Origin of the sequence: Photorhabdus viridis (genome assembly GCF_040256935.1) — a bacterium.
GTDB classification, from domain to species: Bacteria; Pseudomonadota; Gammaproteobacteria; order Enterobacterales; family Enterobacteriaceae; genus Photorhabdus; species Photorhabdus viridis.
Window position 1 is genome coordinate 49,080 of the sequence record NZ_JBEJZY010000003.1, and the last position, 17,653, is coordinate 66,732.

The following is a 17,653-nucleotide window of genomic DNA, read 5'->3' on the forward strand; positions in this document are numbered from 1 at the left end:
ATTTTAAAAGAGGAATGATACTATGAATAGTAAATTAACCCTTTCACCTCAAGTGATTAATACATTAGAGCAAAGTAATGACCCGTGGGGAATAAAAGATGAAAATTCATGTTTTATTTATGCTAATTTAGCATTCAAAAATCTTCAAAATCTTTCAAATTCTTTTAGCTATGAAGGAATTTTTGATGATGAAATTCCTTGGGATGGTGCAGAGTTTGCAAAAGAATTTATTACTCATGATAAAACTGTAATGACAAAAGAAGACAGAATATGTTCACTTGAAACACATGTATATGGAAAAGAGCGAATTCTTTCGTCTTATTTTTTTGAAAAATCACCTATCTATCATGTAAACGAGAGTTGTATGGGAATAATATTTCACGGTTGGCAAGCTCAGGACTATTCATTAACCCGTCTATACCATGGAAAACTCCCTGCATCTATTATGTTCCAGCCACCAACTGATTTATTTACGCAGCGGGAATGGGATATTATTTTCCTTCTTTTACAAAAGTATACCAGTAAGCAAATGGGTAAAATGTTAAATATCTCCTATCGCACCGTTGAAACGCATATCGCACGGATATATAGAAAAATTGGTGTTAATTCCAGTTATCAGTTGGAAGAGTATTGCCGGCTGAATGATTATGATCTCTATGTACCAGAAAGATTTGTGCATCCAGAAAGTAAAATGTTTCTTTAACCTCTAGATTAAAAAGGAGTTTTTCTTAACATGAAGAAGAACTATACAATATCACCGCAGATTATTAACACAATGGAAATGAGCAATGAGCCGTGGGGAATAAAAGATAGTTCTTCTAGCTTCATTTACGGTAATTCTGCAACAAAAAAATTCGTTCATAATTTTAAGGAATCGTTTGATTACGAAGGGCTTTATGATCATGAGCTTCCATGGGGTGGTGCTGAATTTGCAAAAGAGTTTATTATTCACGATAAAAATGTCATGACAAAAGGGAAAAGAGTATGTTCAATTGAAACTCATGTATTCGGCCAAGAGCAAATTCAGTCATCCTATTTTTGTGAAAAATTACCTCTTTATCATGACAATGGTAACTGTGTGGGAATTATGTACCATATGTGGAAAGCTAAGGAATACTCATTAACCCAATTATGTCAATATTATGAAAAATTACCATCATCCATTATACTCCAACCACCGACTGATCTTTTTACTCAACCCGAGTGGGATATGATCTTTCTCTTTTTACAGAAACACTCCAGGAAACAGATTGGAAAAATGCTGAATATCACCTATCATACGGTTGAAAAACATATGACCAAAATATACCGTAAAATAGGCATTAACTCTGGTCAACAGCTGGAAGAATACTGTCTGGACAATAATTTCGATCACTATATCCCAGAAAAGTTTTTATTGTCTTAGATTACGTATTACTTCCCGGTTTATATATACTACCTTTGTTCGTTATTTATTGATAAAATAGACAGCGCTACAGAATTTTTTCCTTGTTTTTAATAAGTATTTATGTTCAATAATTTTAAAAAACAATAATTGCCTTAAAGGATATATATGAGTCAATCAGAATTTAAAAAAGTCCCCTTTATTACTCCTCAGTTAACACATACGTGGGATAAAGGCTCTGATCCTTGGTTTGTAAAAGACAAAGAATCTCGTTTTATTTACGCAAACAACGTGTTTATTAAAGCCAATAAGTTACCTGAAAACTTTAATGTTATAGGATATACTGATGAAGAATTACCAACACCAGTTAGTGGTTTCGCTCACCATTTTAAAGAACATGAGCGCAAAGTCTTAGCATGTATGCAACGAATATCCTCTATTGGTACTTATCCTCAAGGTAGTGGTCAGTTACCTAAATCCTATTATTGCGAAAAATATCCACTGATGTGTGAAAATAATCAATGTATCGGAATTATTTCTCATGCCAAAGAAATAGATCATTTTACCGTATCTCATTATATTAAAAATAATATACCAATATCTATCTGCCCCAGGCCGCCCAATAATTTATTGAAAGATAAAGAGTGGACAATTATTTTTTTATTTTGCTGCGGCATTAGTAATAAAGATATAGCCACTGAAATGAATATTTCATGCCGTACTGTAGAAAAGCATTTTGAAAATATTTATGAAAAATTTTCCGTCACATCGGTTTTGGAGTTAAGGTTACTTTGCAAAGAAAATGGTTATGACCTCTATATTCCACCAAGATATTCTGAGTCTATAGGTCATTTCTTATTATAAATAGTCGATTTTACTATTAACTGTTTCTCACTAAACTATTGATCATTGCAATAATAATCAGGGATACAATAATGGCGTCACAGATTTTTCTACTCCCTCAAACGATAGAGTTTTATGCCGACAAAACATATTGAAAACGTTTTGGATGACTGATGATATATACCGCCCATTGCGGCGGATGTTAGTGTGTCCAGAATAATCTTCTGCTTACTTTAGCCTCTTACTTACAGCAAGGCGACGGCCTGCGCACAACTTTGACTCAGAATCCTCATTACCGTCTCCGCACCACTTCGATTGGGGTTTATTCTTATCATTCGTTTCTCTAATGTGGGATCAGACTGACGGAATGTACCAGACACCCGGTAAAACAAAGGCGGTATTTCAAATTTTGATTCGGCGCCTACTGGATAAGGCAGTGCACCAAGTTGATGGGCGAAACAAAGCACCTGCTCTGCAATCCCTTCATAAAATTCCACCAGCAATACTTTCGATTGTGCATTTGCGACAAATGCCTGTTTTACCTGCGGTATAACGCCCTGATTAAGCCAGATAACCAGCGTTTCATTAACCTGAGCCTGTACCGCATGCATCACTGGCGCAAATACCAGTCCACGCAATACTTCTAACGCCTGGAATCCCTGTATCTGACTTCCACCGGAATACATACTGCGCCGGATGCTGTTTATTAGCGCTTGTTGACCTGCCACAATACCGACACCTTGCGGGCCGAACAGTTTAAAGCTGGAAAAAGTCGATAATGCAGCACCACATTCACAACCGATATGTTCCACTTTCATAGCAGCATAGTTATCGTCAACCAGAGCCGGTAGTAACGCCGAGTTCATCAGTGATATGACAGCCGCCAGCTCATAAGAATCATCAATTTTCTGCCGCGTATGCTGTACCAGCCCGGCCACCGGCCGATGTTGCAAAATCGCAGTCCGTATTTGTTCTGGTTGATTAAAATCCGCCCGAATAAGATGTAATCCCATCTGTTCAGCAATCATCGCTGTCGTAGGATATAACGGCGCATCATGAATCAGCAGGGTATCGCCTGCGTTGAGTAATGTCGCTAACCCACAACGTATTGCGCCAGTTCCCGCCCCTTGCACCAACACAGCAGCCTCTGCGGAAAAGAAATCAGCAATGACCCGCTCAACCCGCTGTGTCATCTGTGGCTGGTTTAACCCCGGTGCCAACCCTAAATCTCCCGTGGTAAGAAAGTCCGCGCCAGGAAAATGGCGGCAGATAATATCAACCAAACGAAACTGTTTTTGCTGTGCCTGCGCCATATTCAGGCTATGTAATGGATAAGTATTCAACATCTGCTCTCCGGCACTCCCCCTCTATTTTTTCATCGCAAAATAAGGGGGAGATCTATTCGATTAACCGATGCCTATCAGATGGATAATGTTAGCCAAAATACCAACAATAATCGTTGCAATAGGCCCAATAGCCATTTCAACCAAAGGACGTTTAGACGTACGGTTGAGCAGATAAATGCCCGCCACCACCATAAATCCCATTCCCGGCAGGATAGCGTTGGCAGCAATCATTCCCCCTACCAATAGCGCCACTTCCAGCATACGGGTAATGACAGTACGAATATGGTCGCCACATGCTTTTACGCCAGGGTATTTATCCAACCAGATAGCAATTTTTGCCAGTAGTTTGATTTCCATAAACATAATCACACTGCCGGCAATGAAGGCGATCCACAGGTTATTCGTGACTAATCCAGCGACAAACACGAACTTCATGCCGACCGGGCTATAAACCCCGGTGGCAATTGCCGTCATCCCCACTAACGGAACAAAACTGATCGCCCTGGCAAGCGCGACCAACATGGCGTTAGCCCCTTCTCCTTGTGCCATCAGTTGCAGTGATACAGGACCTTCCGCCAATAAACTGAGTGACATCGAGGCCGCTACCGCAGTTAAGCCCCCACTGAGTACCAGTAACCAGATGTTGTTTTGAATACGTTGGATCCGCGTGGAAAACAAGCCTACCAGCATCTCATTCGCGCCTTTAGCCGGGGCTGGCTCATCTCCTGCTTTGGGCGCACGTTCTTTCATGGCAAAGTAAAACATCACAATCATCGAAATCAGCAACGCTATCCCGTTAGGATCCAGTTGTACCGGCTTATCCAGGGAACCGCCAAAACTCAGTGAGCCTATCGCTTTGGTCGCGACATACCCCGCCAGTGTCGCAATCAGTACCCATATTCCTTTGCCATATCCGTATTGATAGGCCACAACAATGGCAGGAAACAATGCGAAGCAGGCAACAATGGGATCGCCAACTTTACTCAGGTTATTCATGAAATTAACCGGCAAATGGGCAAAGATATCGACAACAGATCGTAAACCCGTCATCAAAGCAACGGCATACAGCGCCCCCAAAACACCAGAAAGTATGAAACCTTTTTTACTGTTTGCGCACCAGGTACCAATGACGTCGGTTCCCAGCAACAGGCTATGCACCAGAATAATTGGCGCCGTCAGCGAGAAAGGGATACCAAAACCGATAACCAGGCCAAAACTTAACGCAAAACTGGTCGCAGCCAGGGTTTTACGATTCATCCGTCCTTCAAGATGTTCCGGGATCAAAGGGCGCAACCCGTCATGAAACACCGCAATACCACGGTTAGCCATCATGGTGGATATTCCACCAATAATGGCCAGCAAACCAGCTTTAAACGGATCAATTTCCATTAAACGTGTGAAAAATTCATATTCCATCTTCCTGTCCTTATGAAGAAAAAATAGCCCTGATAACCACCGGAATAACCGCTTCTATGTCCTGACCGGTAAAACCAAACGCCGTTTTCCCAGCGTTAATATGGGCAATTATTTCTTCATCAGGCAGGATTTTCCCCGGCATGCTGATGGTAACGCATTGATCAATACCCACGATGGCAATCGCCATTGCCAAAGCGCCTCCACCGGTATTACAGGCCCCCAGGTAGTAATCCGCATTGCCGCTCTTGAGGGCCATAGCGGCATCAATGTCACCCATTATGGTAATGGATGAGGCTTTATCCCCGGCCAGACGGCGTAAGGTTTCAGCAATTTTTTCTTTCTCAATTTGTCCTCCAATAACAAATCTCATATGTTTTTCCTTTATTTGAAAAATACAGCAGGGTTATCACGTAACATCAAATCAATTTCTGTCTGCCTTAATCCGGCATTGCTCAACATCGGCACAAAAGTGCTGATTAAATATTCAAACCCATTGCCGCCATTGGCCCTCAAATGGGAACGGCGGGTAATATCCATCGACAACATGACGCGGTTAAGCAAGCCGCGTTGGGCCAGTGTCTGTAACATGGCAATCCGTTTTTCATCCGGGTAGTAATCGTTTTTGCCAATTGTGTCGAACTGTATATAGGCCCCCTGTTCAATCATGCGCAGTATGTTGTCAAGATTGTCTCTGAGATCACAGTGACCAATAACCACCCGTTCAGTATCTACGCCCCGCTTTTTCAGTAACGCCAATTGCTCAAGCCCCATCGTGCTTAATGAAGTATGGGTAGAGACAGGACGCCCGGTTTCCAAATGCGCGATAGCCGCGGCGTGAAATATTTTTTCTTCATCAGGCGTAATCACCCCTTTGCTGGAACCAATTTCCCCAATGACCCCGGCTTTTAACGTCGTGCCATCAATACCCTGCTCAATCTCAGCGATCATTTCATCCGCCAGTTGCCGGGCTGTGGTGTGCGTCACATGCTGAGGAAAAAAAGCAGACTGGTAATAACCGGTTGAAGCCATCACATGAATGCCGGAATCCCGCATCAAATCCAGCATAAACTGTGGGTTACGTCCCATGTAGCGATTGGTCATTTCTACAATATTGCGTACCCCCAGGCTGACCAATGTTTTCATCTCATCACAAATCAGGTCGTATTGATCCAGCCGGCAGTCAAGGTTGTTTTTAAATGACGATAAATCAATATGCAGATGCTCATGCGCATAGGTATAGCCCGATGCATCAAACCTGTTTTGCTTAGTCATGAGGACGCTGCCCATTAGCAGGGATACAATTTCCCTGGCTATCATAAAGCCCTTCCAATAGCGGATATCCGGACTGGATGCCACTGACCAACGCCACATCACTGCGGGTGGCAAATATCTGAGTGCGAAAGCACAACACGACAGCACACCCGATCGGAAATTCACCGCTAAGGGAAAAGTGGTAATCAATACTGCTGTTATCCATCGGTAACAGGCGAGTAGATATGATTTGGCCGTTTGGCATGAATATCAGCGCGTTATGAGCTCGCCCGCGGCGATAATAACCGCCTCCATAGCAATAGCTGTTGCCGTTAAACCGATGAGATACTTCTGTCAAATACAGCATAGCAATACGTTCGGGCTGTTCTCCCTGAAAATTGGCAAGGATTGTTCCGGTTAGTGCATGTCCGGGTTCTGTATGGGTAACACCATATTTTGCCAGTAACGGCAACGTGCTACAGCTTGACGCCGACGGTGCATTTATCTGTGTTACCTCAACTCCTGCCCGCTGTAGAATCTCTTTTGCTTTCAGCAAAGTAAATAAGTTCGGCGCCGGCAGCGTCTGTTGCAGCGCCTCTTGCCACAATAAGCAAGGAAAATGTGTTAATCCCATCAGTTTTACGCCGGGCATTGCCATAATGCGTCGCACAACGGTGTTCAATGCCGATAAATGAAAACCGGCTTCCTGTCCGGGATATAAATGATCATTATCATCATAGATCTTCAGCATAATGCATTGCACATTTCCCTCATACTGTGCCAGACAAGAAATTTCTTCCGCTTTTTCCAAAGAAAATACCGTGATCACTTCCGGGTGTTGCTGTATCACTGAGGAGATAATGTTACGGGGGAGCTGCACCAGATGACCGGCATGGATAACCGGGATCTTCCTGCTCATTAATATCCTGGCTTCTTTAAAATCCACCGCAGTGACCCCCTGATAGCCCAGTACTATCAGCTTATGCGCCAACCAGGGGTTGCGCCCAACCTGTTTGGTCATCAGGTACAGCGCAATATCATGGTGCTTCGCTACTGCAAGCAATCGTCCGGCATTTTCCAATACCTGATCAACGTCAATGACATAAGTATCAGGCAGTAAAACTCCTTGCGCCCATAATGTATGGGCGGCCTCAATCAGTGCAGGATTTTGTTTTTTTAGTGCGTGAATAAACATGCTGTACCTCCTTGTACGCCTGACAGCGATCAATGCCAAAGCAAGAAATAAATAAATGTTTAAATAATTATTTTTTTGAATATTTGATGGAAAAAAAATTCCTTCACCTCTGTTGCCGTGCTACTCCTGATCTTTTGCCGCCCAAAGGCTAAACAAGTTCGCCAGCAGATAACCCTCTTCACAGGGATGTAATTGCACGTCAAATTGTGCCAGCAATGAAGCGTTAATCGCCTGCAAATATGCAAAAGCATCAGATTGACGTACTTCCATCAGCAGTTCAGCATCCATTGAACCGATTTGTTCTCCCCGGCGCGAGCGCATCAACGCATTTGCCATATGTGTTATTACCATTTCACCCAGCCCGTTCCTGACAGGGATTTCCCAATCATTCTCAAGCTGAGTCACAACTTGCAGCATGCCATCGCAGATGTCCTGATCGATGACATTTCCCTGACAGAGCAGATACAGTCGATTTTCCATTTCATTTACTTCGTCCATTTCAAACTAATAACTTGGATCCTGTTGGCCTGTCAGTACACGTTGTTGATGAGCCAACAACTCTGTTTTATTCACTGTAGTACGTAAAAGTTGTTGAATCGGAATGTCATCAACTCTGGTTAAAATTACCGCCTCAGAAGCTTGTATAAAGAACGGGCTTCCATGAAGCGGCACCGCGATAAGCTCCCGGGAAATCAGTTCATCCTCTCTGCTAACGTTCCAGATCACGGCATCAATGTCGCCTTTCGCCACCTTGTCCAGGCTTTCGTGGTAAGAGATATCCACTAGCGTGATATCCTGCCCGGCAAAGTACACTTCTGTCATGATCTTCTGGTCGGCAGAATGATTATCCAACCCAACACGACGGATGTTATGTTCACCTCCCTTGCGATAAATCAGTTGATGTGCCCCAACATAGGTATGTGGGCCTAATTCAAGTACAGCGCACACATCATGCTGTTCCAGATACGTTTGCGCCGCCAGATGAGATACCACTGCCAGGTCATAAATACCATTACGCAGACATTCCACCCTGGCGTCTGAACCTCTCATATGGGCGAAGTAAAACGGAATACCATCAAATTGCGCTTTCAGACCACTCGCCAGCCCTTCGTACAATCGGGTATAAGGCAGCGGCATCACACAAACCACGTTACCAATATCGGCATGTGCTAACAGCGCCTTGTGATTCAGACTGACCAGGTAACTGCCGTTACGCCCCCGCCGATCCACACAAATTGCACCAGAATTCTCCAATTTTTTTAATGCAAATTGTACCAACCCAACAGACAACGCATAGTCAGACGACAGCTCTTCAATGGTCCTCAAGCGGTTACCATTGCACTCACCTAGCAGATAACGCGCCAGACATGCCTGAGCAACCCCCTCTTTTTTAAGCAGACCACGACTCATAATTATTCTTCATTTTTTTGAATGTATTTATATCCAATTTAAGGAGACAAATAACAATCTAAAAATAGCAAAAATGCGGGCGAGGTCACGATAAAATGAGTTTTTTTTTGAAATTACCGCAAAATTCGGCTTTTTCTTAAACTATTTTTACGCATTGGTTGTAGCCGGCTCCGGACGTTTCAGCACGGCATAAGCTAACCCTCCCAACAGTGTACCGATAATAATCGACATCAAATAACCCAGTACTGGTGTGATAGCGCCTGGGATCAACAGCACAAACAAGCCGCCATGCGGTGCCATCAGTTGTGCACTCACTGCCATCGAAATCGCCCCGGTCACCGCACCACCGACGATACAGCATGGGAGCACACGCATCGGATCACGGACAGCAAAAGGGATCGCCCCTTCGGAAATAAAGCACAGGCCCAGCACCAGTGCTGCCTTGCCGCTTTCTCGCTGAACGCTATCGAATTTCTTCCGGGCAATCAGTGTCGCCACGCCCATGGCCAACGGTGGGACCATTCCCGCCGCCATAATGGCCGCCATTGGCGCGTAGGTTTGTGAACTGAGCAAACCGACACCAAACGCATAGGCGGCTTTGTTTACCGCGCCTCCCATATCGGCACACATCATCCCGCCCAAAATGGCGCCTAACAGGAGCGCGTTGGTTGTGCCCATATTTGAGAGCCAATATGTTAAACCCGCCATGATGCCGGCGACCGGTTTACCAACAACGTAAATCATAATTAGACCGGTAATCAGGCTGGCGAATAGCGGGATGATCAAGATCGGTTTTAGCGCGGACATACTCTGCGGCAGCTTCACTTTTGCGCTGATCAACTTCGCCGTGTAACCGGCAAGGAAACCGGCAATAATGCCGCCGATAAATCCCGCGTTCGTGCTGACTGCCAACATGCCGCCAATCAGGCCGGGCGTCAGACCAGGGCGATCAGAGATGGAGAAAGCGATATAGCCTGCCAGCACGGGCACCATCAAGGCGAAAGCCGATCCACCTCCGATCTGCATCAGCGCCGCCGCCAATGTGCCCGGTTCTTTAAATGCGTTGATACCAAAGGCAAATGACAGCGCGATACATAGCCCACCCGCCACCACCATCGGCAACATATAAGAGACGCCGGTCAACAAGTGACGATAAACGCCGGTGTTCTCTTCCCCTTGTCCAGCTTTAGCATCTTGCCTTTCCGGCTCGAAAAGCGTTGCTTCAACCAATGCTTTATCAAACTCTTGAGCCGTTTTCTTCAGCGCCAGACTAGTTGAGGTGCGGTACATCGGCTTACCGGCAAATTTCGCCAGATCCACGTCAATATCCGCGACTATCAGCACCAGATCCGCATCTGCCGCCTCTTCCGGCGTAATAACATTACCCGCCCCCACTGAACCACGGGTTTCCACTTTCACCCACCAGCCACGCTTTTTGGCTTCGGTTTCGATGGCTTCGGCGGCCATAAAAGTATGCGCTACCCCTGTAGGACAGGCGGTAACCGCAACAATGCGTTTTGTGTCGCAACTCAGGTCGGTTGCCGGTATCTGATATGGCTTCGCGTCAGTTTTTGCTTGCCGAAAGAAATCTTCCGGCGCATGCAATGCCTGTTCCGTGTTGCCAAGATAAACCCGTTTGCCATTCAGGGTGTTATCGGCGGGTATGGTATCGCCGGTCACGGCTACCAAATCGGCTTCAGCCGGATTTTTTGTCAGTATCAGCCCATTTTCCGCCGCAGCGGCACTGAGGACGGTTTTCACCAGATAGCTTCCGGCCAGTCCCAACGCAGGATCAACGATAAGCAACATTTTCATTACATCTCTCCCTCACCCAAACCGGAAGCAATCGCTTCACCAATGGCAGCTATCGCCTGCTGCGCATCATCACCGTTGGCAGTGACGTGAAGCCGATGACCTTTTTTCACGCCCAGCGCCATGATTTTCATCAGGCTGCGGCCATTTACCGGTTGACCGGTACCATCAAGGTTGATGATAGTAATTTCACTGGAGAATTGCCGGATCACGTTAACCAACACGGCACCGGGACGAGCATGCAAACCGTGGTCGTTACGCACGACGAACTCTGCGCTAAATATTTCGCTCCGCTCCGATGCGCCACTGGTCAGCAATGCCAGCACTGTCGGCGCATCAGCCTTCAGCAAGTGTTCCGCTTTTCGTGCTAATAGCAAGTTGCTCAGGTGATGCAACACATTCAGCGGCTGATCGTCGGTAACCGCAACGGTCAACAACATCACCACCACCGGTTCGTTGCCTCGCGTGCATAACCGGCTGACAGCTACCGCGCTGGTTAAGTTACCGTCGGGGCTGTCGCTCAACCAAATACCTTGCCCGAGATCCAGCGGCTTACTGTTAATCACTTTACTGACAAAAGTAGTATCCACTGCACCCGCTTGCTGTAACCGCCCGGCATTCAACGCCTGTAGCGTCATCAGATCGCCGGCATTAATATCCAGCATAATCAGGCTGGTATCGAATTTAAACTCGGCTTGCCGGCCTTCGCCCATTAGCAAGCTACGCAGTGCCTGGGCTGAATCAATAGCTTTTAGCCGCCCGGCAATGCGATCATCGCTCAACAAGTGCGCTAACTGACGCAATAGTGACAAATGCTCATCGGAACATGCAGCGATACCGATGACCACATAACATATAGCGCCTTTATCCCATTCCACACCCTGTGGGAAGTGAAATACCTGTACGTCGGTTTTCAGCACCAAATCACGAGCATTAATCGTGCCATGCGGTATGGCAATCCCGTTGCCAAGGTAAGTGGAAATTTGCCTTTCGCGTTGCAGCATGCCATCAACATAGGCATCACTGACGTTACCGCTAGCGGCTAGCATGGCCGCTACCTGACGGATGGCGTCCTCTTTACTGGTTGCAGTTGCACCAGTGTGGATATTTTGCAGAGCCAACTGGAACATAATTTTCCCCCTCTTACTGAAGATAAAATCGTCTCAGTTATGCTGAGAAAAAAGCATTAATATCCACCGTGAAGGAAAAAGCAATAAAACTGAAACGTTTCAATCAGTGTGGGATACGATTGATTTTTATTCAATAGTTGCGCTAAATAAGATTGTAATTTTTTGAGATTACGCACATTTTTCCCGGTATCGTTCTTTGAGTATTTCCAGTTCAAGGCATTAGCAAATAGATGACCACCAAGAATATCTCCCCCAATTGCCAAGAACCTTCAAGGAAACCGGCCAACAACGGAATATAATCGATTGGGAAAAATAGTAATATCATTATCCTCGGTATTTAATGAAGAGCGAGCTATTAGTGAAATAATTAAATTGATGGCGTTATTAGTTATCACAGCAGGTTGGGTAAGTATATTTTTTAATTAAAAAAATCAATGCATTATTCTGTCACAATGATAATTAGACGGAATTTAAGTGAATGAGAAGTTGTTTTACCTATCGTGGATTATTTTTCTGAAAAAATGGCATGTCACTATCCGTTTCATAATTTATTAGATTGAAGACAATTGAATTTATATTGAGTCTGTCATGCTTTCTTACAGTTTGTAACAATTTCTTACAAATTTATATTTTTGTAAATTTATAAAAAATGCTTGCTATCTGATGAAAGTTTAATAATTATTACTTTAAATTCCATCATATGAACAATATGAAAGGAATTTTAACCTCTGTTCCCTTTATTCAAAAGGGATTAATCGATTGGAATACATTGCTGTCTTCCTGTCGTTCAATCTGTCATGACTCACTGCATAAGCTGTGCTTTTTGTCTGTGGTAATAGGATTTTTGCTACCTTATTCTTAGGGTTGATGGTCAGACAGGAGAAATCTTGTGGCATTTTCACCGGCTGATGTTCGGGCTGCATGCCTATATTTAATAATAAGCAGAGGAAACAGCACTGATGAGTAGATTAGATCCGCGTGAAACTCTTGATTGCAGGCGTTTGAAACACTGGGTGGAATTTCAGTTGATGGATGAACAGGGAAAACCGCTCATCAATGTGCCTTATGGCTTGGTAAGCTGGGGATTACCGAATCATGTGCGCAAGGGGACGACAGATGGTTTCGGGGTACTCAGGGAAGAAAACCTGTCAGCTCATCCCGTGATAGTGTCTATCCATGCCCAATCGTTGGCCGATGAGATGGAACAGCGCCCGTTGCGGGAAATACGCGGTGAAGCGGCATCAGTGGTGAAGCCCAAAGCAGAAGCGGAAGGCCACCAATATCACTATGTGACTATCGGGCAGATTAGTGATGGGCTGCCGATGATTGAGGATTGGAATGACCCTAAAAAAATTCCACCCCCCTATCATTTCCCAGACCCGGAGCCAAGTGGCTACACGGTTCATCCATTAAATCAACGGTATGTCTTGGAAGTATGCCCGTTTCGGGCCTGGGCCTTGCAGCTACATCATCAAAAAGAGTATTCCATTGTCAATGCGTATAACCAGTGTTTGATGAGTGTGTTGGCTTATGCCGGTGGGGATGTTGATACTGAAGGCTCTGTGACTCACTTTTTTAATCGGCAGATGGTGGATGTTTCAACGTTGCCCTATAAGGTGGAAGAATTGTCTGCGACTCCTGTGGTTTATGATGTGCCGTTCAGTGAACGTTATTCCCGAGTAGAGTTTATTAATTCAAAATCGGGAGATAAACAGGGTGATACCCAGCTGTTTTATGTGGCCAGTCAGCGTGATGTGATTGTTAGCTGGCGGGGTACAACTAATATGACGGATGCTATCACTGATGAACGTAATCCCAGTAATCATGTACGACTCAGAACCACCTTACCCACCAAAACAAAACTGTATTTAGTTCCGTCACTAAACCGTGAAACAGAAAATAATCTGAAAGATGCCGGGGACATTCAGAAAAGATTTTTTCAACAGATCAGTGAGGCAGATAAAGCCAAATGGTTTCCATTGAATGAAAACCCGACCTTAAAAGATGCGCTGGGTTTCCCTGATCACAGCTCACTGAAATATGCTCGTTATATTGGCGCACGGCTTGCCGAACTGGTTGCACCGGAGAAATACCATTTTTTCCGGGATCAGGAACAATTATTTGAAAAAACGCTAAATGAAAGGACCGATATTGTTCAAGGTATTCGGCAACGGGATGCATTATTTTTACAGATGGATCATCAGTTGCAGCAAGCATTGATTTGCACTCAACAGGATGAACAAGGTCCGTTGGCCTTATTACGCTATACAGATAACGGGGTAAGAATTGAGGAAGATTTATGATGATAAATATAAAAAAATACTTACTGATATTGTCAGTAATATTAATATCAGGCTGTGCTGACCCAAATGAGCCACTTTCACCGCCGAAAGAGAATCAGTGGATAACCGTAGAAGGGGTGGCACCAAAATACACAAAACCACATGTATCGGCGGAATATATTTCAAAAGATTGTCTTGAGTATCAGCTGCATGCCGATATGTCACCTTATAAGGTACCGTCTTATAACGGGCTTCGTTTGAAAGTAGAAGCCGATCCACAAACGGGTTATTTTCAGGCTAAATTACCTTTCAATGGTGGGGGACGGTGCAAATGGAAAATCAACCGTGCCTTTGTGTCTGTAAGTTATACCGATGTTAGTCATCTGATGAAAGATGTTGTTATATATGAAGGAGGTGGTGGAACGGGTTTAACCGCCTTTATTAACGATGCAGCCCGAATAAATCTTAGCGAAACTCAAGCATTGAATATTCTGGATTACCGTCCAGTTATTTACCCTGTTTTGGAAATATCTGAAAAATTCCCAAAAAGTATATTTTTGCAGGGAGAAGTCGGTATGCGGCCCTTTAGATTGAAGTTAACTCCAGGAGCTGAATGGAAAATTACCTTTAAGCCTAAATTAGATGAAACTAAGATGCCTAAAATCATTATCCCCCCCGGTAAAGAACCTTCAAGAGTTGAATATCCTGATGGCAGAGTTGATTTAAACAGAGATTACATTGATTACTGGAAAATAAAGTAATTTCACCTTCTTAAGGTTTAGGAATTGAGGAAAACCTACCATGATAAATATGAAATGCAATAGTAAGGAACTCTCAGTATGAAAATAGTAAAAATTACGCTGTTATTGTTATTTTCATATTTTATTTACTGGGCGTTAGGCGATACCTTTTTTAACTGGCTTCTCCCCTTTTCATCTGCTGGAAAGGATTAGTGTAAATGGAAAAATCCATATGAACAACAGATGACATGTTCTCCGAATCAACGGAGATGAACCATAAATGAAGTGATAATTCGATTGACTTCAAATACTGTTCCTCGTGTCCACGGGGATGAGAATTCATTGGCATTTATTTTGGCTTCTCCCTTCATCCATGACCTTACCCCCGGTATTGAATGAAAAATGGGTCATTAGTAAAACACGTAAACAGATAGTGTTATTAGTTATAATAACAAATTGGAGTAAATATATTTTTGATTAAAAATCAATGTATTATTCTGTTACAATGATAATTAAACAGAATTTAAATTACAGCCTCATCGTAGATTCTTTTTCTGAAAAAGTAATATGTTACTATCTGTCTTATAGTTTATTAGATTGAAGATAATCGAATGTATACTGAATCTGTCGTGCTTTCTTACAGTCTGTAACAATTTCTTACAAATTTATAGTTTTGTAAATTTATGAAAAATGCTTGCTATCTGATGAAAGTTCAATAATTATTACTTTAAGTTCCATCATATAGATAATATGAAAGGAATTTTAACCTCTGTTCCCTTTATTCAAAGGGATTAATCGATTGGAATACATTACTGTTTTCCTGTCGTTCAATTTGTTATTACTCACTGCATTGAGCTGTGCTTTCTGTCTGTGGTAATAGGATTTTTACTACCTTATTTTTAAGGTGGTGGGATCAATTATTTCAATTCCTGACGGGGATCAAACCATTGCGGAAGACACTTCGGCTGCAATTGGGACCCATCAACAGAGGCCGCGCTGGAGGGCATGAAAACCTCGCGTGGCGCCACGTTGATCGCGTCACAGTCACTTTTTCAGGTAAAAATCTCATAGGACAGATGTAATGAATAAAAGAGAATCACTGCTCCTGCAAGAGCTCAACTAATGCGACAATTGGCGCTGGAAGCCGCAAAGGAAAACCCTCACCTGGCCCATCTTTTATCTGAAGGGGCGAGAGATCCGGACATTGAGCGGTTGATACTGGGCTACGCCCTGCTCTCTGCCCGTCTTCGCCACAAAATTGAGGATGATTTTCCTGAAATCACGCTGGAAATACTGGATCGTGTTTGGCCGCAAGCAATACGTCCGTTACCGCCAACCAGTATCGTTCAATTTTCACCAACGGGAAAAGACCGCCTGGTCGGGACGACTCTGCCCGCCGGTACAACGGTTTTTGCCGGCGAAGGCGAACAGGAAATACGTTTTGAAACCTGTTGTCCTCTGCGTATTGAACCGCTGACGGTTATCGATCGGCAATTGAGCGCTACCGCCGAGTACAGTGAAATAACGTTAACCCTGCGCTGTTCGGATAATACCCTGGAATGGCGAAGCCAGCCGCTGCATTTTTTTCTCGGCAGTGATCGTTTACAGGCGGCGAAATTAGCTTTGTGGCTTGATGTTCATCTCTGTGATATCCAGTTACGGACGCAGGATAAAACTATCACGCTTGATGGCGGTTACCCGGTGCCGGCCTTGTGGGGAACCGAGCGGCGGGTTGACATTCTTCCGGCCAAGAAAACCCTGCCGTTTTCCATTCTGCAACTGATGATGGAATATTACTATATGCCTCATGTGCATGATTTTGTGACGATTAATATCAAGAATGAGCGTCCGTTGGTGAGGTTGAATGATGACCGGACATTCGAGCTGATTTTGCGGTTTAAAGGCAATCTGGAACTGACTGATATTGCCCAAACCTTTTTGTTGGATTGCGTTCCGGTCAGACAACTGGAGCAGATGACCAGTGCGGCCATTCCGATAAACAACGGCGTCAGCCGTTATGAAATCCCATTAAAGCCGACACAACATCTGTTCAGTCTCGATAACGTTTATGCATCGACTGAGCCGAAGCTGGAACGCGGGCAACCCTACCGCTATCTGCCCATTAAAAAAATTACCCTGTCCGCCCATTTTATGCCGGATGCCGAGTATCTTTATTTTTATCAGCTGAATACGGAAGGCAATATTTTGCAGCAAATCCGACAACAGCTGCGTTTCTTTGACTGCCATGGTAAAGCAGCGAATAACCTGCCGTCGCAGTCCATTTTTTGTCAGTTTACCGGCTATCAGTCACAGGCAGCTGAACTGGGCATCGGCGATATCAATCTGGTGGGAGAAGACGCCTCCGGGCTGACAGTCAGTAATATCACCCCGGTTTCCGCCTGTTATCCACCAATGGAGGAGGAAGACAGATCAGCCTGGCCGTTGTTTTCCTGCTTCTCCGGCTCGCCCTGGATAATGTTTCAAACGCAGTCGTTAAAAGCGCTTCTGAAGATATTTGATTTTTCCCCTGATCGGTCATTAAGCCAGCGCATTCAGGAACATATTAACGGTATCGTCCGGCTGGATAACATTCCGATAGATCGCCTCGACAAAGGGGTTCCTATACGGGGTCACCAGCTTATCCTGACGCTGAACCCGGATTGCTTCGACAATCAGGGGGAGATGTATCAGTTCAGCTTGGTGGTGACACGCCTGATGACGGTTTTCATTAGCATGGGCGCTTTTTTGATAATGAAAGTGATTGATGGTCAGACAGGCAAAGTCTTGTGGGATTTTCAACGGCCGATGTTCGGGCTGCGTGCCTATATTTAATAATAAGCAGAG

Annotated in this window: 15 protein-coding genes; 6 read left to right on the forward strand and 9 right to left on the reverse strand. The window is 44.4% G+C overall.

Annotated elements, in window-relative coordinates; translation table 11 throughout:
• The first annotated feature begins 22 nt into the window (after positions 1 to 22).
• From ABR397_RS01950 to ABR397_RS01960, 3 genes are all read left to right on the forward strand, one after another.
• The gene (locus tag ABR397_RS01950) at positions 23 to 703 is read left to right on the forward strand and encodes a helix-turn-helix transcriptional regulator (protein ID WP_350304233.1); all 681 of its coding nucleotides are present in this window, start codon (positions 23 to 25) and stop codon (positions 701 to 703) included.
• 30 nt (positions 704 to 733) lie between these two features.
• The gene (locus ABR397_RS01955) at positions 734 to 1,405 is read left to right on the forward strand and encodes a LuxR C-terminal-related transcriptional regulator (RefSeq protein WP_350304234.1); all 672 of its coding nucleotides are present in this window, start codon (positions 734 to 736) and stop codon (positions 1,403 to 1,405) included.
• A 147-nt stretch (positions 1,406 to 1,552) separates the two neighbouring features.
• Positions 1,553 to 2,248: a helix-turn-helix transcriptional regulator gene (locus ABR397_RS01960; protein ID WP_350304235.1), complete on the forward strand. Its 696-nt coding sequence runs from the start codon at positions 1,553 to 1,555 to the stop codon at positions 2,246 to 2,248.
• A gap of 224 nt (positions 2,249 to 2,472) precedes the next feature.
• Here ABR397_RS01960 and ABR397_RS01965 read toward each other — a convergent pair whose 3' ends face one another.
• From ABR397_RS01965 to fruB, 9 genes are all read right to left on the reverse strand, one after another.
• Positions 2,473 to 3,570, reverse strand: a complete 1,098-nt coding sequence (locus tag ABR397_RS01965) for an aminotransferase class V-fold PLP-dependent enzyme (protein WP_350304319.1) — start codon at positions 3,568 to 3,570, stop codon at positions 2,473 to 2,475.
• Between the two features lie 63 nt (positions 3,571 to 3,633).
• Positions 3,634 to 4,989 carry a YhfT family protein gene (locus tag ABR397_RS01970; RefSeq protein ID WP_350304236.1) on the reverse strand — a complete coding sequence of 452 codons (1,356 nt, stop codon included), beginning with the start codon at positions 4,987 to 4,989 and terminating at the stop codon, positions 3,634 to 3,636.
• 10 nt (positions 4,990 to 4,999) lie between these two features.
• Complete coding sequence (locus ABR397_RS01975; RefSeq protein ID WP_350304237.1) at positions 5,000 to 5,359, reverse strand: DUF2620 domain-containing protein; 360 nt, start codon at positions 5,357 to 5,359, stop codon at positions 5,000 to 5,002.
• Between the two features lie 11 nt (positions 5,360 to 5,370).
• A complete protein-coding gene (locus ABR397_RS01980; protein ID WP_350304238.1) occupies positions 5,371 to 6,261 on the reverse strand; it encodes a phosphotriesterase-related protein in 891 nt (296 codons plus the stop codon).
• Complete coding sequence (locus ABR397_RS01985) at positions 6,254 to 7,435, reverse strand: YhfX family PLP-dependent enzyme (RefSeq protein ID WP_350304239.1); 1,182 nt, start codon at positions 7,433 to 7,435, stop codon at positions 6,254 to 6,256. The genes ABR397_RS01980 and ABR397_RS01985 overlap by 8 nt, the downstream gene beginning before the upstream one ends.
• Positions 7,436 to 7,555: 120 nt before the next feature.
• Entirely contained in the window at positions 7,556 to 7,915 is a 360-nt protein-coding gene (locus ABR397_RS01990) for a PRD domain-containing protein (RefSeq protein WP_350304240.1), read from the reverse strand.
• Positions 7,916 to 7,939: 24 nt separating this feature from the next.
• Positions 7,940 to 8,845: a GntR family transcriptional regulator YhfZ gene (gene yhfZ / locus ABR397_RS01995; RefSeq protein WP_350304241.1), complete on the reverse strand. Its 906-nt coding sequence runs from the start codon at positions 8,843 to 8,845 to the stop codon at positions 7,940 to 7,942.
• 147 nt (positions 8,846 to 8,992) lie between these two features.
• Positions 8,993 to 10,660 (reverse strand): PTS fructose transporter subunit IIBC, encoded by a 1,668-nt coding sequence (fruA, locus tag ABR397_RS02000; RefSeq protein WP_350304242.1) that lies wholly within the window; start codon positions 10,658 to 10,660, stop codon positions 8,993 to 8,995.
• Entirely contained in the window at positions 10,660 to 11,787 is a 1,128-nt protein-coding gene (gene fruB, locus ABR397_RS02005) for a fused PTS fructose transporter subunit IIA/HPr protein (protein ID WP_350304243.1), read from the reverse strand. Before fruB ends, fruA begins: the two co-directional genes overlap by 1 nt.
• 959 nt (positions 11,788 to 12,746) lie before the next feature.
• On the opposite strand from fruB, the gene ABR397_RS02010 reads away from it, so the two are divergent.
• The 3 genes from ABR397_RS02010 (at position 12,747) to ABR397_RS02020 (ending at position 17,641) form a co-directional block, all read left to right on the forward strand.
• Positions 12,747 to 14,090 carry an alpha/beta hydrolase family protein gene (locus tag ABR397_RS02010; protein ID WP_350304244.1) on the forward strand — a complete coding sequence of 448 codons (1,344 nt, stop codon included), beginning with the start codon at positions 12,747 to 12,749 and terminating at the stop codon, positions 14,088 to 14,090.
• Positions 14,090 to 14,830 carry a hypothetical protein gene (locus ABR397_RS02015; RefSeq protein WP_350304320.1) on the forward strand — a complete coding sequence of 247 codons (741 nt, stop codon included), beginning with the start codon at positions 14,090 to 14,092 and terminating at the stop codon, positions 14,828 to 14,830. The genes ABR397_RS02010 and ABR397_RS02015 overlap by 1 nt, the downstream gene beginning before the upstream one ends.
• Positions 14,831 to 15,931: 1,101 nt before the next feature.
• Entirely contained in the window at positions 15,932 to 17,641 is a 1,710-nt protein-coding gene (locus tag ABR397_RS02020) for a type VI secretion system baseplate subunit TssF (RefSeq protein WP_350304245.1), read from the forward strand.
• The last annotated feature ends 12 nt before the right edge of the window (positions 17,642 to 17,653 follow it).